Genomic DNA, 4,450 nt, shown 5'->3' on the forward strand with positions numbered 1-4,450 from the left:
CAAAACCAGGGCGCACGTCGGTGCGCCCCTACGGGTGGAATGATACGACGTTGATTGCGTAGGGGCGCATTGCATGCGCCCGGATGTTAGGATACCGCCTAAATTGGGTGTTGAACATGTGTTGATAATTTGCAACGTTCAAAACCAGGGCGCACGTCGGTGCGCCCCTACGGGTGGAATGATACGACGTTGATTGCGTAGGGGCGCATTGCATGCGCCCATGTTGGCACGCGCCCATGCTTCACCCGATTATCCGTCGGCATTTAAATCTGAAAGGTTGACATGAACATTCTGATTACCGGAGGTGCCGGGTTTATCGGCTCTGCCCTGATTCGTTACGTCATCGAACATACGACTGATTCTGTGATCAATGTCGATAAGCTGACCTATGCCGCCAACCCGGAATCCCTCGCCGATGTGTGTTCCAATGAGCGCTATGTCTTCGAGCAGGCTGATATCTGTGACCCCGTCCGGATGGAAGCGATTTTTGCTGCATATTCTCCCGATGCCGTCATGCACCTGGCGGCTGAGAGTCATGTGGATCGTTCCATCAGCGGTCCGATGGCTTTTCTTCAGACTAACGTCATCGGTACCGGCATCCTGCTGGAGACCGTGCGAAAATACCTTGACGCGGCGCAGCCTTCGCTTCGCTCCGCTTTCCGTTTTCTGCATGTTTCAACCGATGAGGTTTACGGTGATCTCGGCAACAGCTGGGATTTATTCACTGAATCGACCCCCTACGCACCAAGCTCACCTTATGCTGCCAGCAAGGCGGCTTCCGATCATCTGGTGCGTGCCTGGAGCCGTACCTACGGATTGCCGGTTCTGATCACCAACTGTTCCAATAACTATGGTCCCTGTCAGTTTCCCGAAAAACTGATTCCTCTGATGATTCTCAATGCCCTTGAGGGCAAACCTCTGCCGGTTTACGGTAAAGGTGATCAGATCAGGGACTGGTTGTATGTCGCCGATCACGCGCGGGCTCTGTATCTGGTGCTGACCCAGGGACACGCCGGCGCGACCTATAATATTGGCGGTCACAATGAAATGCGCAATATCGACGTGGTTCATGCGGTCTGCGCGCTGTTGGATGAACTGCGGCCCGAATCCCCATTTGTACCTCATGTCTCACTCATCAGCTACGTCAAGGATCGTCCGGGCCATGATCAGCGCTATGCGATTGACGCCTCAAGGATTGCCGACGAGCTGGGTTGGATGCCGGGTGAGTCTTTTGCCTCGGGGTTGCGCAAAACGGTCTGCTGGTACCTGGAGAATCCGGGCTGGGTCGCCCGGGTTAAAAATGGCGAGTATCGTCGCTGGCTGGAGCTTAATTATGATCTCAGGGGAGCAGCACAATGAAAATCCTGCTATTTGGAAAAAATGGGCAGCTCGGTTGGGAGTTGCAGCGCTCCCTGCTGCCTCTCGGAGAAGTGATTGCCCTTGACCGTCAGGGTGAGGCAGGGTTGTGCGGAGATCTGGAGGATCTGAAGGCACTGGCTGCAACCATTTATGCGGTAGCGCCGGATGTGCTGGTGAATGCAGCGGCCTATACCGCTGTTGATCGGGCAGAGGAAGAACCGGAAAGCGTATTGCTGATTAATGCACAAGCTCCACGGGTAATGGCTCAAGCAATGGCTGAGCTTGGCGGGTTGATGGTGCACTATTCGAGCGACTATGTGTTCGATGGCAGCGGAGCTCATGCCTGGAAAGAGGATGATCCTGCCGCCCCGCTTAATGTCTATGGTATGACTAAACTGCGCGGGGAAGAGGCCATTCGCTCTGCCGGGTGCCGTCATCTGATTGTGCGCAGCAGCTGGATGTATGGACTGCGCGGTGAAAATTTTATCCGAACCATGGTGCGCCTGGCCGGTGAACGGGAGTCGCTGCGGATTGTCGATGATCAGATCGGCGCTCCCACCGGAGCGGAGTTGGTTGCCGACGTGACGGCTCATCTTCTGCGGTCGGCGTTGAACGGGTTGGAGCTTCAGGGTGTATACCATCTGGCGGCAGCAGGCGAGACCTCCTGGTATGCCTACGCCTGTTTTATCATTGATACCGCCCGAAAACTGGGGTTCGAATTCAAGGTTGATACCATCGAACCGATCGTATCCAGTTCTTACCAGACCCCGGCGCTGCGCCCGCTTAATTCACGTTTGGATACCAGCAGATTGCGTAACCATTTTCGCTTATACCTGCCCCATTGGCAACATGGTGTTGAACGGATGCTCAGGGAATTAAAAGGACGGCTATGATGAGCAACAGAAAAGGGATTGTCCTTGCCGGGGGAGCCGGGAGCCGGCTGCATCCGATTACGCGCGGAATATCCAAGCAACTGCTGCCGATTTACGACAAACCGATGATCTATTACCCGCTTTCGGTCCTGATGCTGGCAGGGATCAGGGACATTCTGATTATTTCCACACCGGAGGATCTGCCCAATTTCCGCAAGTTGCTTGGCAGCGGGGCCGAATTTGGTATCCGTCTCGACTACGCCGAGCAGCCATCCCCCGATGGTATTGCCCAGGCGTTTCTTATCGGTGAGGAGTTTATCGCTGGTCACCACAGCTGTCTGATTCTGGGTGATAATATTTTTTACGGACAGCATTTTTCCGACAAGTTGCGTCTTGCCACAGGGCGTGAACAGGGAGCAACCATCTTCGGCTATCATGTCAGCGATCCGGAGCGCTTCGGTGTCGTTGAATTTGATAAGCAGGGGCGTGCCGTCAGTATTGAGGAAAAGCCCCTCAAGCCCAAATCAGGCTATGCTGTTACGGGTCTTTACTTTTACGATCAGCGGGTGGTTGGGATTGCCAGGAACCTGCGCCCGTCAGCGCGTGGTGAATTGGAGATCACCGATGTTAATCGCTGCTATCTTGAAGACCAGAGCTTGCAGGTTGAGCTGCTGGGGCGTGGGTTTGCCTGGCTCGATACCGGAACCCACGAGTCGTTGCTTGAGGCCGGACAATTTGTCCATACCATCGAGCAGCGTCAGGGCCTAAAAATCGCCTGCCTGGAGGAGATCGCTTTTCATAATGGCTGGTTAAAGACTGAACAATTGACGGAGCAGGCCCGGGCCCTCGAAAAGACCCGCTATGGTCAGTATCTCATGAGGCTCGTCAGCGAGGTTCAAGACTAAGTGAAATTCTTACAAAGTGAACTATCTGGAATTGTGATCATTGAGCCTACTATTTACCGTGATGATCGCGGCTGGTTTATGGAATCTTTCCGCCAGGACCGTTTTGCCGAGGCCTTGCGGAATTTCGGGCTGCCGACCCCGCCCCCTTTTGTCCAGGACAATGATTCCTTATCTAAACAAGGGGTGCTGCGTGGCCTGCATTACCAGAAGCCTCCCCATTGTCAGGGCAAACTGGTGCGGGTAGTCCGCGGCGCCGTCTATGATGTGGCGGTCGATATCCGTAAAGGGTCACCAACCCTGGGGCAACACGTCGGGATCGAGTTAAGCGCTGAAAATCAACGGATTTTGTGGATACCGCCAGGATTCGCCCACGGTTTTCTGGCGTTGGGGAAGGACAATCATATTCATTACAAGACCAGCGATTACTATGCGGTTGAGAGCGAAGCGTCGATTCAGTGGAATGATCCCCGACTGGCCATCAACTGGCCGCTGATTGAGCCACTGATTATCAGTCCCAAGGACCGTCAGGCTCCCCCCTTTGCGGCGGCAACATTGATATGACGTTGGTTGCGTAGGGGCGCATTGCATGCGCCCGGATGTTCGGATACCGCCTAAATTGGGTGTTGAACATGTGTTGATAATTTGCAACGTTCAAAACCAGGGCGCACGTCGGTGCGCCCCAACGGAGGTGTTGCCCGCTCATACGTTCAGATTTTTCTATGATGTTATTGAGGCTTTAATCTGTTTGATCATGGGGTCGGAAATATACAAACCATGTTGATGGATGAGCTCGTCAAGCATGTGTAACGTGGATTCTGCTGAGGACAATTTTTTCTTATTGGCCAGGATCAGAACCCCGATTGTGCCCAAAACGGATAAACCCATCCGCTGAGCTTTTTTTCTGGCCAGAAAATCATCCAGCAAGACCAGTTCGGCTTGAATCTCCCGAGCGAGAACCATCGCTTCAAGTTCACCGGTATGCAGTCTGCCAAGGGCACCCTGTACAAATTGGCGACCGGACGGCGATATCGGAGTTTTGTTGATCCATTGAGGGAGGTTTAGACCTCTTAGCTCATCATGGACGGCCTCGGGGACATGGATAGGCGAAAACAATTCACTGAGGAGATTTAAAGCGCCCAGTTTTTCCAGAAAGATAATCGGACTTGTGTTGGAAACAATCAGCATTGGGACTGCTCAAGGGATTGGGCGGTTCGCAAATCTTCGAGCACTGTTTCGTCATCGACAAGAAAGCCCTTGTCGAAGTATTCACATAAACGATATCTGAAAGCATCAAAGTTCAGATCGGCCAATGAC

At 53.3% G+C, this 4,450-nt stretch carries 5 protein-coding genes; 4 read left to right on the forward strand and 1 reads right to left on the reverse strand.

The genetic code is table 11. The features are described from left to right. Nucleotides 1-282 precede the first annotated feature (282 nt). Genes rfbB through rfbC form a run of 4 tightly spaced genes read left to right on the forward strand, consistent with a single transcriptional unit; the run spans nucleotide 283 to nucleotide 3,697 of the window. Nucleotides 283-1,359, forward strand: a complete 1,077-nt coding sequence (gene rfbB / locus AC6F7T_RS08950) for a dTDP-glucose 4,6-dehydratase (RefSeq protein ID WP_500717998.1) — start codon at nucleotides 283-285, stop codon at nucleotides 1,357-1,359. Continuing rightward, complete coding sequence (gene rfbD / locus AC6F7T_RS08955; RefSeq protein WP_500718001.1) at nucleotides 1,356-2,252, forward strand: dTDP-4-dehydrorhamnose reductase; 897 nt, start codon at nucleotides 1,356-1,358, stop codon at nucleotides 2,250-2,252. Before rfbB ends, rfbD begins: the two co-directional genes overlap by 4 nt. Continuing rightward, the gene (rfbA, locus tag AC6F7T_RS08960; protein ID WP_500718007.1) at nucleotides 2,252-3,136 is read left to right on the forward strand and encodes a glucose-1-phosphate thymidylyltransferase RfbA; all 885 of its coding nucleotides are present in this window, start codon (nucleotides 2,252-2,254) and stop codon (nucleotides 3,134-3,136) included. Before rfbD ends, rfbA begins: the two co-directional genes overlap by 1 nt. After that, nucleotides 3,137-3,697: a dTDP-4-dehydrorhamnose 3,5-epimerase gene (gene rfbC, locus AC6F7T_RS08965; protein WP_500718002.1), complete on the forward strand. Its 561-nt coding sequence runs from the start codon at nucleotides 3,137-3,139 to the stop codon at nucleotides 3,695-3,697. A 156-nt stretch (nucleotides 3,698-3,853) separates the two neighbouring features. Here rfbC and AC6F7T_RS08970 read toward each other — a convergent pair whose 3' ends face one another. Beyond that, nucleotides 3,854-4,321, reverse strand: coding sequence for a PIN domain-containing protein (locus AC6F7T_RS08970; protein WP_500718005.1), 468 nt, complete (start codon nucleotides 4,319-4,321; stop codon nucleotides 3,854-3,856). Between the last annotated feature and the right edge of the window lie 129 nt (nucleotides 4,322-4,450).

It is taken from the genome of Pelovirga sp., assembly GCF_059864205.1.